17 protein-coding genes and 1 pseudogene are annotated in these 15,902 nt (G+C 59.5%); 11 read left to right on the top strand and 7 right to left on the bottom strand.

The genetic code is table 11. The features are described 5' to 3' along the window. Positions 1-145: 145 nt before the first annotated feature. From J3D54_RS24780 to J3D54_RS24770, 3 genes and pseudogenes are all read right to left on the bottom strand, one after another. A complete protein-coding gene (locus J3D54_RS24780; protein WP_253423941.1) occupies positions 146-565 on the bottom strand; it encodes a cupin domain-containing protein in 420 nt (139 codons plus the stop codon). Positions 566-848: 283 nt separating this feature from the next. Beyond that, positions 849-1,142, bottom strand: coding sequence for an antibiotic biosynthesis monooxygenase family protein (locus J3D54_RS24775; protein WP_253423939.1), 294 nt, complete (start codon positions 1,140-1,142; stop codon positions 849-851). 123 nt (positions 1,143-1,265) lie between these two features. Then, positions 1,266-2,698: pseudogene (locus tag J3D54_RS24770) on the bottom strand (PLP-dependent aminotransferase family protein). Positions 2,699-2,905: 207 nt separating this feature from the next. Here J3D54_RS24770 and J3D54_RS24765 point away from each other — a divergent pair. The 3 genes from J3D54_RS24765 (at position 2,906) to J3D54_RS24755 (ending at position 5,073) form a co-directional block, all read left to right on the top strand. Then, positions 2,906-3,346 (top strand): carboxymuconolactone decarboxylase family protein, encoded by a 441-nt coding sequence (locus J3D54_RS24765; protein WP_253423936.1) that lies wholly within the window; start codon positions 2,906-2,908, stop codon positions 3,344-3,346. A 115-nt stretch (positions 3,347-3,461) separates the two neighbouring features. Further along, positions 3,462-4,448, top strand: coding sequence for a LysR family transcriptional regulator (locus tag J3D54_RS24760; RefSeq protein WP_253423933.1), 987 nt, complete (start codon positions 3,462-3,464; stop codon positions 4,446-4,448). Positions 4,449-4,554: 106 nt separating this feature from the next. After that, complete coding sequence (locus J3D54_RS24755) at positions 4,555-5,073, top strand: GNAT family N-acetyltransferase (protein ID WP_253423930.1); 519 nt, start codon at positions 4,555-4,557, stop codon at positions 5,071-5,073. A 1-nt stretch (position 5,074) separates the two neighbouring features. On the opposite strand, the gene J3D54_RS24750 is transcribed toward J3D54_RS24755, so the two are convergent. Next, entirely contained in the window at positions 5,075-5,767 is a 693-nt protein-coding gene (locus J3D54_RS24750; RefSeq protein ID WP_253423927.1) for an aspartate/glutamate racemase family protein, read from the bottom strand. 77 nt (positions 5,768-5,844) lie between these two features. Between J3D54_RS24750 and J3D54_RS24745 the strand changes: the two genes are divergently transcribed. Next, positions 5,845-6,621 (top strand): helix-turn-helix domain-containing protein, encoded by a 777-nt coding sequence (locus J3D54_RS24745; RefSeq protein WP_253423924.1) that lies wholly within the window; start codon positions 5,845-5,847, stop codon positions 6,619-6,621. A gap of 70 nt (positions 6,622-6,691) precedes the next feature. Then, complete coding sequence (locus J3D54_RS24740; protein WP_253423921.1) at positions 6,692-7,186, top strand: hypothetical protein; 495 nt, start codon at positions 6,692-6,694, stop codon at positions 7,184-7,186. Between the two features lie 175 nt (positions 7,187-7,361). Here J3D54_RS24740 and J3D54_RS24735 read toward each other — a convergent pair whose 3' ends face one another. Continuing rightward, positions 7,362-7,583 carry a cbb3-type cytochrome c oxidase subunit 3 gene (locus J3D54_RS24735; RefSeq protein WP_253423918.1) on the bottom strand — a complete coding sequence of 74 codons (222 nt, stop codon included), beginning with the start codon at positions 7,581-7,583 and terminating at the stop codon, positions 7,362-7,364. Positions 7,584-7,598: 15 nt separating this feature from the next. Next, entirely contained in the window at positions 7,599-9,026 is a 1,428-nt protein-coding gene (gene ccoN / locus J3D54_RS24730) for a cytochrome-c oxidase, cbb3-type subunit I (RefSeq protein ID WP_253423916.1), read from the bottom strand. Between the two features lie 427 nt (positions 9,027-9,453). Here ccoN and J3D54_RS24725 point away from each other — a divergent pair, with 427 nt between their 5' ends. From J3D54_RS24725 to J3D54_RS24715, 3 genes are all read left to right on the top strand, one after another. Then, on the top strand, positions 9,454-11,127 hold the full coding sequence (locus J3D54_RS24725; protein ID WP_253423913.1) for a nitrite/sulfite reductase: 1,674 nt from the start codon (positions 9,454-9,456) through the stop codon (positions 11,125-11,127). Beyond that, positions 11,124-11,633, top strand: a complete 510-nt coding sequence (locus J3D54_RS24720) for a DUF934 domain-containing protein (RefSeq protein WP_253423908.1) — start codon at positions 11,124-11,126, stop codon at positions 11,631-11,633. Before J3D54_RS24725 ends, J3D54_RS24720 begins: the two co-directional genes overlap by 4 nt. Before the next feature lie 134 nt (positions 11,634-11,767). Beyond that, entirely contained in the window at positions 11,768-12,439 is a 672-nt protein-coding gene (locus J3D54_RS24715; protein WP_253423905.1) for a DUF3313 domain-containing protein, read from the top strand. 59 nt (positions 12,440-12,498) lie between these two features. On the opposite strand, the gene J3D54_RS24710 is transcribed toward J3D54_RS24715, so the two are convergent. Next, complete coding sequence (locus J3D54_RS24710; protein ID WP_253423902.1) at positions 12,499-12,636, bottom strand: hypothetical protein; 138 nt, start codon at positions 12,634-12,636, stop codon at positions 12,499-12,501. A gap of 307 nt (positions 12,637-12,943) precedes the next feature. Between J3D54_RS24710 and J3D54_RS30435 the strand changes: the two genes are divergently transcribed. The 3 genes from J3D54_RS30435 (at position 12,944) to J3D54_RS24700 (ending at position 15,808) form a co-directional block, all read left to right on the top strand. Next, positions 12,944-13,456 (top strand): hypothetical protein, encoded by a 513-nt coding sequence (locus tag J3D54_RS30435; protein WP_367399632.1) that lies wholly within the window; start codon positions 12,944-12,946, stop codon positions 13,454-13,456. A gap of 82 nt (positions 13,457-13,538) precedes the next feature. Then, entirely contained in the window at positions 13,539-15,533 is a 1,995-nt protein-coding gene (locus J3D54_RS24705) for an S-type pyocin domain-containing protein (protein WP_367399631.1), read from the top strand. Further along, positions 15,533-15,808, top strand: a complete 276-nt coding sequence (locus tag J3D54_RS24700) for a bacteriocin immunity protein (RefSeq protein WP_253423899.1) — start codon at positions 15,533-15,535, stop codon at positions 15,806-15,808. Before J3D54_RS24705 ends, J3D54_RS24700 begins: the two co-directional genes overlap by 1 nt. Positions 15,809-15,902: the final 94 nt, after the last annotated feature.

Raw genomic sequence — 15,902 nt, 5'->3', positions numbered from 1 at the left:
AAAGTTTTGTGGTGGCTGGTCTGGCCTTATCGCGGGCAAGCCCGCTCCCACAGGATTTGTGTGTTGAACACATTACCGTTGAACAACAGGAATCCCTGTGGGAGCGGGCTTGCCCGCGATAAGGCCCTCAGCATCGCCTCAGCGATCAGTTCTGCAAAGGAATCAACACGCGTTCATCCGGGGCCAACACCATGAACACCAGCAGCTTGGCGGGTTGGGTGGTGCTGGCGTTTTTCGACACCAGATGTTCCGATCCGGCTGGCTCGTACCAGAATTCGCCGGCCTTGTAGGTGGTCGCTTTTTCGCCTTTGACTTGAGAAGTGATCTCCCCCGACAGCATGTAGGCCATGGCCGTACCCTGGTGTTTATGGGCGATGGACGATTGTCCCGGCTGGTAATCGACTTCGATCATCAAGGCTTTTTTGCCGGGAGCATTTTTCAGCATCTGGTCCTGCAGAATGGTGACATTTTCCGAAGGGGCGGCAGTTTTGTCGGCGAATGCCGAGGCTGAAACGCTCAGGGCCAGGGCGGTGAGAGAGGCGGCAAAAAAACGAAGTGCATTCATGGTTGATTACCTGCGGTGGTGAGTCGTCAGGGACCACAGTAAGCCGCGCTATCGGCTAATCAAACGGCCAATTTTCCGGAAGGTGAGGGGACCAATCACGAGTGCGAAGAGCTAAAGGGTGATGAACTGTGGCGAGGGAGCTTGCTCCCGTTGGGCTGCGAAGCGGCCCCAAAACCGGTGGGCGCAAAGGGCCAGACAGACCGCGTTCGCTGGGTTTACGTCGGCTGCACAGACGAGCGGGACGGTGCGGCGATCCGACAAGCTCCCTCGCCACAGGTGTTTGTCAGACGATAGGAAAGCTATTGAAGTCGACGGCATTGGCCAGTCGGCTGTCGATCAGGCCGATAAAGCCTTGCACTTCGGGGCAGTTGAAATGCGCTTGCATGGCTGCTTCCGATTGCCAGCGGGCGCTGACCGTCCAGCGGGTGTCGTCCTCGGGGCAGCGGTCGACCATATAGGCGTCACAGCCCGGAAGTTCGCGCAGGGTGTCGACAATCTTTTGCAGTTGTTTGCCCAGTTCGTCCGAGCGACCGGCGGCAGCCCTTATCTGTACGGTGTTGAACACTTGGTTGGACATTACTCACACTCCTGAATCAGGCCGGACGAATCCTGCTCATTGAGGGATAACGCCCATTCAGGATAGGCCTGCCCCCTCGGGCCGCCAATAGCCAATCACCGGATAAAACCGCAGACCAATCCCTCAGCCAACCTGCTGCAAAATGTCCCGCAAACGGTCCAGGGCGATGTCGATGTCCAGGGTTTCGATCGCCCCGAATCCCAGGAAAAGCCCGGCCCGTGGCGCTTGCTGGTAAAAAAATCGTCCAGGGTATAGAGCCCCACTTCGACTTTTTTTGCCAGTTCGATCACCAATGGAATATCGACCGGCACCTTGCACAGTACCGCCATGTGAAACCCGGCCGTGGTCGGCACCGCTTCAAACCAGGGCGAAAGGTCGCCGGCCATGCGCGCCAAAATCCGTTCGCGGCGCCCGGCGTAAATCGTATGACAGCGCCGGATGTGCTTGAGCAGACAGCCTTCGGCGATGAACTTGGCCAGCGCCCATTGGGGCAGGGTAGAGGTGTGCCGGTCGGTGAGCTGCTTGGCACTGATCACCGCTTCGAGAATCGCCGGCGGCAAAATCGCGTACCCCAGCCGCAACTCCGGCAACAGGGTCTTCGAGAAGGTGCCGACGTAGGCAACAATGCCGCGCTCATCCAGGCTTTGCAGCGAGTCGGTGGGCCGGCCTTCATAGCGGAACTCGCTGTCGTAATCGTCCTCGATGATGATCGCCCCCAGTTCGTGGGCCCGTTTCAGCAACGCTACCCGACGCTCGTGGCTCATGGGCATGCCCAAGGGGAACTGGTGCGAGGGGGTGACATAAATCAGCCGGGTGCCGTCGGGAATGTGTTCGACCTGGATGCCTTGCGCATCGACCGGTACGCCGACCACTGTTGCGCCATGCGTCCCGAACAACAGGCGCGCCGGTGGGTAACCGGGGTCTTCCATGGCCACGAGGCTGCCTGGTTGAGTCAACACCCGGGAAATCAGGTCCAGCGCTTGCTGCGCGCCGTTGCACACCACCACGTCTTCGTCCTGACAATTGACCCCGCGGGAAAATGCGATGTGCTGTGCGATGGCATTACGCAGCGCCGGCAGGCCCTCGGGCAGGCTGTAGAAACCCTTGGAGCCGGCGATCTGGCGCAACGCATGAGAGGTGCAACGGCGCCAGTCGTCCTGCGGGAACTGGCCTTTGCTGGTGGCGCCACCGATGAAATCGTAGCGCAGCGAACCTTCCTGCGTCGGGTGGCGCAAGAACGTCGGCAGTTTGCGCCAGCTCTCGATGACCTCGAAACTGGCCAGTTCCAAATGGCTTTGCTTACGGACGACTTTTGCCGCTCGCGCATTGACGTAAGTGCCTTTGCCGATCACCCCGGTGAGGAAGTTTTCGTAGGTCAGTTGCGCATAGGTGTCGTAAATGGTCTTGCGCGAAATCCCCAGTTGTTCGGCCAGCAAACGGCTGGGCGGCAGCTGCGTGCCGGCTGCCAGACGGCCGGACTCGATGGCGCTGCGCAGTTGCCGGTACAACTGGCCCGCTAGGTCCTTGCGGCCGTTGATGACAACATGAAGTTCCATACCGGCGGGGCTCCTGGGGCGATTGTGAGGCGACTGTGCGTCGCGCCAGATTACCCGCATGAACGGCTGCGCAGAAGTTGCGTGGGCGAAAAACCTGCGATTGGCCTGCTGCCGGGCGGTCCATGGTTTTTTCGATTAATTGGCTCTGTAACACGCGTGCATCAGCGCCTACCGTGGAGGCACCGATCCGCTCCACGAGGCCCCGCCATGAACGCTCGTCTGGATTACTACAGCGCATCGCCCAAAGCGATGAAGGCCATGATCGCGATGGAGGCCTTGACCCGCGACTTGAGCATCGAGCAGGCGTTGCTGAACCTGATCAAAATCCGCGCCTCGCAGCTCAATGGCTGCGCCTTCTGCACCGACATGCACTCGGTGGACGCGCGCCGTTTCGGCGAGACCGACCGGCGGCTGTACGCGATCGTGGTCTGGCGCGACAGCGGCTTCTTCACTCCTCGGGAGCGGGCGGCCCTGGCCTGGACCGAAGCAGTGACCCTGCTCGCGCAAAGCCATGTACCGGATGACGTTTACGCACTGGCCCGGGAGCAGTTCAGTGAAGGCGAGCTGGTCGATCTGACGATGGCTGTCAGTACCATCAATAGCTGGAATCGTCTGGCGGTGAGTTTTCGGCAAACGCCCGCTGGCTGAATCAAGCGCGCCTACAGGCATTGGACGTTGATCTGGTTTTTTTCCGGCTGTCACATCAGTTTCATGAACGATCAGCAGGATGAACGCTCAAGGACAGATCGACAGGGAGTCATCAATGTCATTTATGGAATCCGCCGGGCGTCAGGGCGTGGCCGAGTACCGTTCGCCCGTAGAACACAGCAACGCCTTACACTCACGGATAGCCGGAATCGATCCGGTGTTGCTGCAGTCTTTCAGGGTCAGCGCCCGCTGTGGCTGCTTTATGCAAGCGGCCCGCAGCCTCAACATCAAGTCGACCCAGTTGCGTAAACAATTGGTGCAACTTGAAGCACAACTGCAGCGCTCGCTGTTCTGCCATTCGGGCAATGGCTTCGCCCTCAGTCGTGACGGCTTGCAGCTTCAGGCGCAGTTGCTTGCATTAGCCCATGACCGCAACCTGCCGGTGATCGAACAGCCGTTGGTGCGTCTGGCCGTGGCCGAATCGATCCTCCACGACATCCTCGGACGCGACTTGGTTTCGTTGCTGCGGCGCAACGCCAGCGTGCGTTTGGACATCATTTCTCTGGACAGCGAACTGTCCCTGCAAGCCGTCAGTGCCGATGTGGTGGTGTGGCTGGCGGGCACCGACTCGCCGTTGCCAAGCCCCAGCTTCGCTGTCAGCGAGCCCCAGCGGCTTGCGCGGCTGCACTATCTGCCGCACATCGCCAAGCGCTATTCACGAGTCGCGGCCCGCCCGGACAGTCTGGATGACCTGGCCGATTTCATGTTGGTGCAATGGCAGCACGACCGTCAGGTCGCCGCCTTCGGACCGTGGAGTCATCTGGTAGAGCAGCGCCTGGCGGGAGTGGTGCAACTGCATTCCTATGAGTTGATGCTGGAGATGATCCGTTGCAGCGCCTGCATCGGTTTGCTGCCGCACTACATGAGCCGATTCGATCGAGGGCTACTGGCGTTGCCTGGGCTGTTCAACCAACCGATGCAGCGCCAGGTGTGGATGGCGGTCAATGCTGACTCCCGGAACGAGGCCGAGGTGCAGGGGATCGTCGAGTTGATCCACAACACTTTCAATGAGCGGCGGGAGTGGTTCGAGTTGATTGACTAACTTTCTGGCAAAAACACTTTTGCGGCGAGGGGGCAAGCGGCCTCGCCACTAGGGGTTGCACCGTTATAGAGTAAGTGGCCATGTACGCATCAAGGACGAAACATTCATGCCCGCCGACTCCGTCATTTCCCTCGAACGCTTCAACGAATCTCACATCGAGGGCATGACTGCCCTCTATAACGACCCGGCTGTGGCCCGTCAGATGCTACAGATGCCGTTTCAGTCCACCGAGGTCTGGCGCCAACGCCTGATGGCGGACAACGAACGGGCGGTGAAACTGGTGGCGCTGCACCAGGGATCGGTCATCGGCAACATCGGTCTGGAACAGTTTTCGCGAATTCGCCGCAGCCACGCCGGCAGCCTCGGCATGGGTGTCGCCGTGGCTTGGCAGGGCAAGGGTGTCGGTTCGACACTGCTGGCGGCGGCGCTCGATGTCGCCGACAACTGGATGAACCTGCAACGGGTCGAGCTCTCGGTGTACGCCGACAACGAAGCGGCCATCGGCCTGTACCGAAAATTCGGCTTCGAGACCGAAGGCCTGTTTCGCGACTATGCCGTGCGTGACGGTCGCTTGGTCGATACCCTGAGCATGGCGCGCCTGCGTCGTACGCCCAAGGCCGATTGAGTCAGTCGCCCAACGCAAACGCCACCGCCGCCTGCGCATGCAGTTCGGTGGTGTCGAGCAAGGGCAGGGCGCTGTGCTCGGGTTTGATCAGCAGGCCGATTTCGGTACAGCCGAGGATGATCGCCTGGGCGCCGCGTTCGGTCAGCGCTTCGATCACCCGTTGATAGACTTGGCGCGATACCTCGCTGATTACCCCGACGCACAACTCGTCATAGATGATCCGGTGCACGGCCTGACGCTCTTCAGCCTCCGGCACCAGCACCGTCAGGCCCTTGGCCGTCAGACGTGCCTTGAGAAAGTCCTGCTCCATGGTGAATGCAGTACCGAGCAGGCCCACCCGCAGCGCACCAGCGTCCAGCGCCGCCTGAGCGGCCGGGTCGGCAATGTGCAGGAACGGAATATCGATCGCCGCCTGAATTTGCCCGGCCACCTTGTGCATGGTGTTGGTACACAGCACCACGCAGTCAGCGCCGCCAGCCTCCAGACGTTGCGCTGCATCCACCAGAATCGCCGCCGCATCGTCCCAGCGCCCGGCATGCTGGGCCTGTTCGACAGGGCCGAAGTCGACGCTGTACATTAGCAATTTTGCCGAACGCAACGGCCCGAGGCGATCGCGTACCTGCTGGTTGATAAGGCGGTAATACTCGGCGCTGGACTCCCAGCTCATGCCGCCGATAAGGCCGATGGTGCGCATGTCGTGCTCCTGTGAATGGCAAACCCTTGCACGAGAGTGCCAGTGGATCCTTGTTCTGATCTATCAGGAAATTTCACATGCCCAATGTGCTGAGCCAGAACCTGTCGGGCGGCAAACTCTGCTTGCAGCTCTTGCCCCGTGCGCCGTACAGCGTGCAGGATCCGGCACAGTCGCAAACCCTCGGGGTGACGCTGGAACGTCAGCAAGGTGTGCACGCGATCGATTCTGATCGACGGACGGATTTCGATACCTGGCCGGGCGTATTGGCGCACACGCCGGTCGGCGTAGAGGTGTTTTCCGAATCGGCCACCGGTGGTGAGTATCTGCTGATGCGGCTGGATGAGCCGTTCGCCAGCGAACTGTTACCGGCCGCCACTCACCGCATGCAATCTTGCGGCAATCGGCGTGCGCTGACCCTGGCGCGAGATATACGGCGTCAGTTGCTCGCCACGCAATCTGATCTGCTGGCGCTTGAGCAATGTGCCGTGGCGCTGGTTGGCGTAGCGAGTTCGATAACCAATACAACGCAGCGTGCCACGCCTAAGGTGTTCGCCCGAGTCATGGAACAGATCGCCGAGCAGTTCCAGCAAGCTCTGACGCTGGAGCAATTGGCTGCCACTTATGGGCACAACGAACTGCGCTTTCTGCGCGATTTCACCCGGGCGATTGGCCTGACACCCCACGCTTACCTCATTGAGGTGCGGCTTCAGGCCGCACGCAGGCTGATCGAGCGCACATCGCTACCCTTGGCCAGCATCGCTCTGGATGTCGGCTTCGCTCATCAGTCCCACATGGGCAGTGCCTTTCGCAAATACCTGGCCGTGACCCCCAGCCAGTACCGTTCACGCTTTTAGTCGCACGCCGGCAGCGCGCATCTGCCATGCTCAAAGTCCGCAGCACCGCTTCAACCAAAGGAACACCGCAATGGACGACGTACAGCAACTGGGCGAGATGCTTCGTCACTACGCAGAAAGCGAAGCGCACAATAAGCAACTGTTTGAAGCGCAATCGGCCGTGTGGGCGACGCGCATTGGTGAGTTGTTCGATCAGATCCAGCAGTGGCTGGCACCGGTCCTGGCGCCGAATCTGTTGGAGGTTAGCCGCGAGGCGTATGTTGCGTCCGGGCCGAGCGTGCCGGTCGAGACTTCGACGTTCAAGACCGAGAAACTGAGCATCGTTATCGCCGGCAAACCGGTGGAGTTTGTGCCGGACGTGATGGGCGTTGGTGGGCAGATTTCCCTGGCCGTGATGGGATTGACCGCGGCGCGCTATGGCAGTATTTCGCTGGTGTGCCTGCCGCCGTCCAGCGACTGGCAATGGCGTAAGACCAATGGGCTGAAAGACCCGGACGTCTTTGCTTTTGATGCGAATTTCCTGGCGCAACAGCTACAGAGCCTGATTCCCCGCGAGCGGAGTTAACGTCCATGTGATCGACACTCAACCCTGTGGGAGCGGGCCTGTGGCGAGGGGGCTTGCCCCCGTTGGGCCGCGCAGCGGACCCAGAACCTGCGAGCGCTGCGCACTCGAACGGGGCGGTGCGGCGGTCCGACAAGCCCCCTCGCCACAAGCCCGCTTCCACAATGGATAAGGTGTGTCAGATTTCGAGGTTACCCCAGCCAGGCTTCAGCTCCTCCGGCGCCACCGCTTTCACGGTCTTGCCGGTAGCCAGTTCAACCCGCCGCGCCACTTCGGGATCATCGGCAAACGGAATCAGGCTGGCATCGTCCAGGCTCTCGGCCGTCTGCTGTTTCAGGCAGTACTCGATCGCCAGCCAAAGCCCCAGCACACCCAATAGATTCAACGCCATCTCGATCATTTCAGGCTCCTTGCCTCAGGCAAACTGCGCTTCAAGTTCGGCCATCTTCATGTCCGCAACTCGCACCGTACGCCATACGTTGTAAGCCATCAGCAGCATGCCGCTGAGGAAGAACAGCCCGCCGACAAACCGCACGATGAAGCCTGGATGACTGGCCTGCAGTGCCTCGACGAACGAGTAGGTCAACGTGCCGTCGTCGTTGATTGCGCGCCACATCAGGCCCTGGGTGATGCCGTTGACCCACATCGAGGCGATGTACAGCACGGTGCCGATGGTCGCGAGCCAGAAGTGCAGGTTGATCAGCGGCACGCTGTGCATTTGCGTGCGCCCAAAAACTTTCGGGACCATGTGGTAGATGGCGCCGAAGGTGATCATCGCCACCCAGCCGAGGGCGCCGGCGTGAACGTGGCCGATGGTCCAGTCGGTGTAGTGGGAGAGGGCGTTGACCGTCTTGATCGCCATCATCGGCCCTTCGAAGGTCGACATGCCATAGAAGGCCAGGGACAGCACCAGAAACCGCAGGATCGGGTCGGTGCGCAGCTTATGCCAGGCCCCCGACAGCGTCATCATGCCGTTGATCATCCCGCCCCAGCTTGGCGCCAGCAGAATCAGCGACATCGCCATGCCCAGCGACTGCGCCCAGTCCGGCAGTGCGGTGTAGTGCAAGTGATGCGGGCCAGCCCAGATGTACAGGGTGATCAGCGCCCAGAAGTGCACGATCGACAAGCGATAGGAATACACCGGTCGACCCACCTGTTTCGGCACGAAGTAATACATCATCCCGAGAAACCCGGTGGTGAGGAAAAAGCCCACCGCGTTGTGCCCGTACCACCACTGCACCATCGCGTCGGTGGCCCCGGAATACACCGGATACGACTTGAACCAGTCCACCGGAATCGACAGGTGATTGACCACATGCAACATGGCGATCACCACGATGAACGCACCGAAAAACCAGTTGCCGACATAGATTTGTTTGGTCTTGCGTCGCACCACGGTGGTGAAGAACACAATGGCATAGGCGAGCCACACTACCGTCATCCACACCGCGCCGGAGAACTCGATCTCGGCGTATTCCTTGGTGGTGGTGTAGCCCAGCGGCAGGCTGATCAGCATCACCACGATCACCGATTGCCAGCCCCAGAAGGTGAACGCGGCCAGTTTGTCCGAGAACAGTCGCACCTGACAGGTACGCTGCACGGCGTAGTAACTGGCGGCGAATTGCGCGCTGCCGGCAAAGCCGAAAATCACCAGGCTGGTGTGCAGCGGACGCAAGCGACCGAAGGTGGTCCACGGCAGGTCGAGGTTCATCTCGGGCCATACCAGTTGCGAGGCGATCCATACCCCCATCGCCATCCCGACGACACCCCATATCACGGTTGCCACGACGAATTGGCGGACCACCTTGTAGTTATAGGCCAGTCCGATTGTTGCTGTGCTCATGGTCAGTTCTTCCACGGTTGCAAAGTCTTGCCAGGCCACTCGGTCTGGCATGCCATGAACTGTAGAAACCCTGCCGGAAACAAAACAGTCTCAGGAAACTTTCATTTATACGGATCAGATGCGGGGCACGCCTGCGGCCATAAGTCGCGTCCTGATACGGTTTTTTAGTGTTTAGCTGAATCTGTAACACGCTGCGCTGCTGCCGCATAGTTGCACCCCAAGAACGAGCCGCAGAGTTCGATCCACCGCAACTCCTGTGGGAGCTCCTGTGGCGAGGGGGCTTGCCCCCGTTGGGTTGCGAAGCAGCCCCAAAATCTCTGATACACCGAAGATCTTGTGAGTGCTACGCACTCAAACGGGGGCAAGCCCCCTCGCCACAGGAGCTCCCACAGGTTCTGCGCAAAATTCCTGATGAGGTGGCAGCCACATGTATCAGTACGATGACTATGACCGGACCCTGGTGTTCGAGCGTGTTGCGCAGTTTCGCGATCAGGTCGAACGTTTCATAGCCGGCGAGTTGAGCGAAGAAGAATTCCTGCCCCTGCGTTTGCAGAACGGCCTGTACATGCAAAAGCATGCCTACATGCTGCGCGTAGCGATTCCCTATGGCACGCTGAGCGCCAGGCAAATGCGCATGCTGGCGAGCATTGCCCGGGACTACGATCGTGGTTACGGCCACTTCACCACCCGGCAGAACATGCAGTTCAACTGGATTGAACTGGCCCAAGTGCCGGACATCCTCGAGCGCCTGGCCCAAGTGGAAATGCATGCGATCCAGACCTCCGGCAACTGCGTGCGCAACATCACCACCGAAGCCTTCGCCGGCGTCGCGGCGGACGAGTTGATGGACCCGCGTCCGCTGGCGGAAATCCTGCGGCAATGGTCGACTATCAACCCGGAATTCCTGTTTCTGCCGCGCAAGTTCAAGATTGCCATCTGCTCGGCCAGGCAAGACCGCGCGGCGATCATGATGCATGACATCGGCCTTTATCTTTATCGCGATGATCGTGGGCAAATGCTCTTGCGGGTGATCGTTGGCGGTGGGTTGGGCCGTACGCCGATTCTCGGTTTGCAGATTCGCGAAGGCTTGCCGTGGCAGCACTTGCTGTCTTACGTCGAGGCAGTATTGCGGGTCTACAACCGCCACGGGCGGCGCGATAACAAGTACAAGGCGCGGATCAAGATTCTGGTCAAGGCCCTGGGTATTGAAGCCTTCGCCAAAGAAGTGGAGGAGGAGTGGCAACACCTCAAGGACGGTCCGGCGCAGTTGACCGACGTCGAGTATGAGCGTGTTGCCAGCGCCTTTGTGCCGCCCGATTACCGTTCACTGGCCGGCACCGACCTGGACTTCGGCACGCGCCTGGCCGAGCACTCGGCGTTCGCCCGTTGGGTGGCGCGCAACGTTCAGCCGCACAAGGTGCCGGGTTATGCCAGCGTGGTGCTGTCGACCAAGCCGGGCATCGCCTCGCCGCCAGGGGATGTCACGGCCGAGCAAATGGACGCGGTGGCGCAGTGGTCCGAGCAGTTCGGTTTCGGCGAAATCCGCATCGCCCATGAACAGAACATCGTCCTGCCCGACGTGCCCAAGGCCGACCTTTTCGCGCTGTGGTGCGTGGCCTGCGAGCAAGGCCTGGGGAGTGCCAATATCGGCTTGCTGACCGACATCATCGCCTGCCCCGGTGGCGACTTCTGCGCCCTGGCCAACGCGAAGTCGATCCCCATCGCGCAAGCGATTCAGGCGCGTTTCGAGGATCTGGATTACCTGCATGACCTGGGCGACATCAGCCTGAACATCTCCGGCTGCATGAACGCCTGCGGCCACCATCACATTGGCAACATCGGCATTCTTGGCGTCGACAAGAACGGCAGCGAGTGGTACCAGATCACCCTCGGCGGTGCCCAGGGCAAGGACAGTGCGTTGGGCAAGGTCATCGGCCCGTCCTTCAGCGCCGCCGAAGTGCCCGATGTGATTGAGCGGATTATCGGCACGTTCGTGCGCTACCGCGAGAGCGAGGAGCTGTTCGTCGATACCTTGGCGCGCATCGGTCTGGAGCCCTTCAAGGAGCGCGTCTACCCGAAAGTCCTGGAGGTGTCGGCATGATCAATCTGCTGCGTTTGCGAGAGGGCGGTGCCGAGTGGGTGCGCGATGACCCGTGGCAGTTGATTCGTGAAACGGCCGGTGAGCTGCCGGCCGGGCCGCTGATCCTGCCGTTACCCCAGTGGCTGGCTCTGAATGCCGACCGGTCATCCGCGCTCGAAGGCGTTTGGCTGGGCCCTGACGATGAAGTGACTAACCTGACCCCATGGTTTCCCAGCCTGCCGCTGATTGCCCTGGACTTCCCGAGTTTTCGCGACGGACGTGCCTACAGTCAGGCTTATCTGTTGCGCACGCGATTCGGTTGGCAAGGTGAACTGCGCGCGATTGGCGATGTGCTGCGTGATCAACTCAGCCACATGCGCCAATGCGGCTTCGACAGCTTTGCCGTGCGCGAAGACAAGTCTGCCGAAGATGCGCTCAAGGGATTGGCGGGGATGAGTGTGTTGTATGGGCGTTCGGTGATTGAGCCCAGGCCTTTGTTTCGGCGACGCGGCCCACAGAACCCGTAGGAGCGAGGCTTGCCCGCGAAGGGGCCTTTGAATATTGCCGCATTGTGATTTTCGATAAAAAAACACCGGGCATTGGCTATACCTGTAACTCTCGTAGGCAATACCGTTGCCGTCTTTCTGACAGGAGTTACAGCATGAAGCTTGCGTTAATGACGAGCGCACTGTGCATCGTCTCGATCGGGGTGGTGGGTTGCGCCAGCAAAGTCGTCGAGCCAGACCAGTACTCCGGCTTTCTCAAGGACTACAGCCAGCTCAAGGAGGCCAAGTCGCCATCGGGCGCGGTGGTGATGCGCTGGTTCGATCCCAAGCTCGACGTCAACAAATACACCAGTGCCTACATCGAGCCGACTCAGCTCTATCCCAAACCGCAACCGACAGTGAAAATCCCTCAGACCACGCTGAACGGCATCATCAGTTACTACGATCAGGCACTCAAACGTGAGCTGGGTAAATCCCTGCCACTGGCCAGCGCCCCCGGCCCAGGCGTGATTGTGGTACGTGCGGCGATCACCGCCGTCAGCAGCAAGACCGAAAGCCTCAAGCCGTATGAAGTGATCCCGATCGCCCTGGTAGCGGCGGCCGTCACCACCGCCAGCGGTGCTCGCGATCAGCAAACCGATCTGGCTACCGAAGCGGTGTTTCTCGATGGCCGCACCCACAAAGTCATCGCCCAAGTGGTGCGCAAGGGCACCGGCAAACCGCTGGAAAACGAAGCTCAGGTGATGAAGGTCGATGACGTGAAAAACGTGATCGATGGCTGGGCTTCGGACATGAGTCAGTCGTTTGTAAAGTTCAAGTCCAAGTAACGCGGGATGACTGTTCGCGCAAGATCGTTCCCAGGTATGGGAACGATCAATGTCTTTGGCTATCCTCCCTGGATATCGGCCGGTGTGACGGTGAGCGCAATCGGCGCCGCATGACTTTGCATTGTCTGAGCACCGACACCACAACTTGCGAAAAGCGCCATCAGGCTGAATGCCGCAGCGCGAAGCAAACCATTCATAGACGTTCCTCATTTCCGAAGATGATATTCAGTTCGGCCTACATGAAGTCTTTTTTACTCTAGCAGGTGGTTGTCGCGTCAACTGTCTAACCACGCCGCTTTTTTATTGAAGCAATCCCTTTGAACGAAAGGCCCTTCGACCCCTGCGATCTACCACTCGGTTCCGGACCACCTGGGCGACATGTTGCGTTACGACAGGCTGCTCTGAAAACGCCGACCTTCGATATAGATCCCATCCGATAACTATGTACCGCACCTGACCACTGCTCCATCGACATGCTGTGCCCTACAGACAAGGAGTGACTGTATGGCACAACAAATACATAACGATGGATCGTCAGGAAGTGTCGTCATCAGATCCGGGCCGCCTGCTTCGGGTGGTGGTTCGAGCGGTGGCTTCGGTAGTGGTGGCGGGGTTTCCGGCGGGTTTGGTGGAACCAGCAAGAAGAAGCAAAGAGCCCGTAAACGAGCCTTGGCAGCTCACCGTCAGGCGCAGGAAAAAGAGCGGGCTCAGGCTGCAGCCAACGCTCAAGCCGAAGCGGCGCGAGCACAAGCGGCCGCTGCGCAAGCGCAGGAGCAGGCGCAGCATCAAGCGCATTTGCAATTTCTGGCAGGCCTGACGCAGCGCCATGACGCCATCCGAGCCGAGGTGGATCGCCGTTTTGCCGAGAAGGCCAGACAACTCGCCCCAGCGCTCGAACAGGAAGTTCTCGCAACAAGGAGGCCCCCTGACGCCAACCAGACCGAGCGTTGGCAGCTCTACACCATCACCAAAGAAAAAAAACGAAATCGACGGGCTGCTCGCCCGCAAGACCGCTGAGCTCAATGCAAAAAACGCGCTTGCTCGGTCCTTCGATGGGCACGATCCATTTACCCGCACTTCGAATGATTACCTGACGCGATTGGGGGCGTTCGGCCAGGCGCCCAATGACGGCCACCAAATTTGGGAAAACGCCTACAACGCGGCCCATGAAGCGCAGTTGCTGACATCGCAAATCAATGCGCTTACGGAAAAATCCAACGCGCTGGCAATGCATCACGCTGACCAGACCGTGGTCTGGCGCGAAAGGGAAGCCGTCTGGGAGGCCCAGCGTCAGTACGCCGAACAACGCGATGCGCGCATTCGCTTCAAGCAGCAGGCCGATGAAGATGCGCGCATAGAACGGGTCCGGCAGGCCAATACGCTGACGGTCCCGGTGTCTTCGGTGACCAACGCTGGCGGGATGGTTCTGACGCGTGACGGCGCATTCGTGGCGCGGCAAGCGGCGGCAGTGCTTGAAGCGGCAGTCCAGTCTGCGGTCAGAACGCTCACTGATTTCGGACGCAATGCCGCAAAAACGGGGCCGGTGTTCGTCACCGCGATGGTGTATTCGCCCACCCTCGGCCATGGCGAGCTGAGCCCTGAGCAACGTCGGCGTTTGTTCCAGGCTGTCGGGGTGCCGGCGCAAGCGTTGGGCCTTACTGACCACCAGTCGTTGCAATCGATTGCCGATGCGGGCGGTTCCGTGGAGGTCGCGTACCGACTCAAACCTGAGACCGTGCCGGAAGGCACCGCGATCGTCATTGCCAGCACCGATAAGGAGACAGGTGCCCATGTGCCGGTCGTCAACGCAGTGCTTGACCCGTTGACCGGCCTCTACAGCGCCGAAATTCCCGGATCACCGACGCGGCACCTGCAGTTTACTCCCGACGTCACGGCTCAGGCTGCCGCGTCGGATCCGCCCGGGCTGAGGGTGATGTCTCCACAGGTTGAGACAATCCCGACGGGCGTCGATCTGCGTATCAGCGATTGCATTGTGTGCGTGCCTGGACAGCCGCCGATCTACTTCACCTTCAATTTGTTGCCGATGGGTTCGGGCATCGTTGTGGGCAGCGGCAAGCCGGCTGCCAATGGCTGGTGGAAAACCGCGAGCCAGGCCCAGGGCGCAGCCATCCCGGTGCAGATTGGCGACCAGTTCCGAGGCCGGGAAATCAGCTCGTTTGGTGCTTTCGACCAAGCGCTGTGGCGAACACTGGGCGAGCATTCGGCGCTCATTACCCAGTTCGATGAGGTGAACAAAAAACGCATCGAACAAGGCTTCGCGCCCTATGCGCCGAAAAGTACCTGGGTCGGTGAGCGACGCGAGTTCGAACTGCGTTATCAGGAACGGGCGGAACTGGGCGCCAATCCTTTCAACCTCGACAAAATCAGCATCACCACGCCGCAAAGCGCCCAAGGACGGTTGGGGATCACCCCTGCGGTTTTGCCTTGGCCAATTCGCCCCGTTGGCGTCGGAACCTGGACACCTCTGGTTCCGCCGGGTATCGAACACCTTGGTCCTACAACCTTACCGGTAACACCGTCGATTCCAGCGGTATATCCCGGCACCCCGGCCATCCCGGTCCTACCGCAAAACGAGACGTTTCCGGCTGTTGACGAAGGGCAGATCGGTGCCAGTATTCCTGGGTATCCGGCGGATATGGAGTTGCCTTCGTCGGATGTTCTGTTTCTGGATCGGCGTGATGATCCAGGAACTGCGACAGGTTGGGGATCCGATGCCTCGGAGGTTTGGCTAGGGGAAAACGCGAGGGGAGAGGGTGCACCGATTCCTTCGCCCATTGCGGATCAATTGCGGTGGCAGGAGTTCAGGAATTTTCATGGGTTCAGGCGGGCGTTTTGGAAGGCTGTTGCGGCGGATGCAGAGTTGAGCAACCAATTTAAAACCATTGATTTGATCTTGATGCGAAAAGGCAAAGCGCCTTTCGCCTCGCCTAACGATCGGAATGGAGGCCGAGTTAAGTTTGAGATTCATCATATTTTTGAAGTTGCACAAGGAGGAAGTGTTTACGACATGGATAACTTGTTAGTCATGACGCCTAAGCGGCATATTCTTCTACATGGCAAAGGAACTGACTGATGGAGTTTAAAGAGCATTTTGAGGACTACACAGAGTCTGAATTTCTGGAATTTCTTCGAGGCCTTTTTGAAGGTGGGCGAGATTTATCCGATGATGATTTCGACGCATACATAATCAAAGGTGTATTGCACTTCGAGGCGGTGACTGAGCATCCGGATGGGTCGGATGTCATCCTCCATCCTAAGGAAGGCCAGGAAGATAGCCCCGAACGCATCCTGAAAGAAGTCAAAGAATGGCGCGCACTCAATAACAAACCCGGCTTCAAGCCAGAGTAACTGCACTGACGTAAGCGCAAACAATTCACACGCATCTGCTCATCACCCTATGAGCAGATGTTGTTATCTGGCTGCAGTTGTGTGCCAGAACAAG

The organism is Pseudomonas sp. GGS8 (assembly GCF_024168645.1).
GTDB lineage: Bacteria > Pseudomonadota > Gammaproteobacteria > Pseudomonadales > Pseudomonadaceae > Aquipseudomonas.
This window is presented reverse-complemented; position numbering and strand designations above follow the sequence as displayed.

Coding starts and splice junctions, on each gene's coding strand:
- J3D54_RS24755 (WP_253423930.1), top strand. CDS start 4,555: ATGCCCGCCGACTCCGTCATTTCCCTCGAACGCTTCAACGAATCTCAC.
- J3D54_RS30435 (WP_367399632.1), top strand. CDS start 12,944: ATGGCACAACAAATACATAACGATGGATCGTCAGGAAGTGTCGTCATC.
- J3D54_RS24775 (WP_253423939.1), bottom strand. CDS start 1,142: ATGTCCAACCAAGTGTTCAACACCGTACAGATAAGGGCTGCCGCCGGT.
- J3D54_RS24710 (WP_253423902.1), bottom strand. CDS start 12,636: ATGAATGGTTTGCTTCGCGCTGCGGCATTCAGCCTGATGGCGCTTTTC.
- J3D54_RS24700 (WP_253423899.1), top strand. CDS start 15,533: ATGGAGTTTAAAGAGCATTTTGAGGACTACACAGAGTCTGAATTTCTG.
- J3D54_RS24740 (WP_253423921.1), top strand. CDS start 6,692: ATGGACGACGTACAGCAACTGGGCGAGATGCTTCGTCACTACGCAGAA.
- J3D54_RS24765 (WP_253423936.1), top strand. CDS start 2,906: ATGAACGCTCGTCTGGATTACTACAGCGCATCGCCCAAAGCGATGAAG.
- J3D54_RS24720 (WP_253423908.1), top strand. CDS start 11,124: ATGATCAATCTGCTGCGTTTGCGAGAGGGCGGTGCCGAGTGGGTGCGC.
- J3D54_RS24715 (WP_253423905.1), top strand. CDS start 11,768: ATGAAGCTTGCGTTAATGACGAGCGCACTGTGCATCGTCTCGATCGGG.
- J3D54_RS24735 (WP_253423918.1), bottom strand. CDS start 7,583: ATGATCGAGATGGCGTTGAATCTATTGGGTGTGCTGGGGCTTTGGCTG.
- J3D54_RS24745 (WP_253423924.1), top strand. CDS start 5,845: ATGCCCAATGTGCTGAGCCAGAACCTGTCGGGCGGCAAACTCTGCTTG.
- ccoN (WP_253423916.1), bottom strand. CDS start 9,026: ATGAGCACAGCAACAATCGGACTGGCCTATAACTACAAGGTGGTCCGC.
- J3D54_RS24725 (WP_253423913.1), top strand. CDS start 9,454: ATGTATCAGTACGATGACTATGACCGGACCCTGGTGTTCGAGCGTGTT.
- J3D54_RS24750 (WP_253423927.1), bottom strand. CDS start 5,767: ATGCGCACCATCGGCCTTATCGGCGGCATGAGCTGGGAGTCCAGCGCC.
- J3D54_RS24760 (WP_253423933.1), top strand. CDS start 3,462: ATGTCATTTATGGAATCCGCCGGGCGTCAGGGCGTGGCCGAGTACCGT.
- J3D54_RS24780 (WP_253423941.1), bottom strand. CDS start 565: ATGAATGCACTTCGTTTTTTTGCCGCCTCTCTCACCGCCCTGGCCCTG.